At 56.7% G+C, this 323-nt stretch carries 1 protein-coding gene; it reads left to right on the forward strand.

All coding sequences use genetic code 11. The features are described from left to right. The coding region (locus tag MKD49_RS25845; protein WP_252697723.1) for a hypothetical protein at positions 1-323 on the forward strand (323 nt) is incomplete at both ends.

Raw genomic sequence — 323 nt, forward strand, 5'->3', positions numbered from 1 at the left:
AATCCTCCGGCTCCGAGACGGTGCTGGGTACGGAAGTGAAATATGACACGCCGATCACCCGCACCATTACGTCTGCAAACATCGACCGTCTGCGCTTTACCTTCGGTGTACAGGCACTGGTGGAAACCACCTCAAAGGGTGACAGGAATCCGTCGGAAGTCCGCCTGCTGGTTCAGATACAACGTAACGGTGGCTGGGTGACGGAAAAAGACATCACCATTAAGGGCAAAACCACCTCGCAGTATCTTGCCTCGGTGGTGATGGGTAACCTGCCGCCGCGCCCGTTTAATATCCGGATGCGCAGGATGACGCCGGACAGCACC

It is taken from the genome of Herbaspirillum sp. WGmk3 (assembly GCF_023952535.1).
Taxonomy (GTDB): Bacteria; Pseudomonadota; Gammaproteobacteria; order Burkholderiales; family Burkholderiaceae_D; genus Herbaspirillum; species Herbaspirillum huttiense.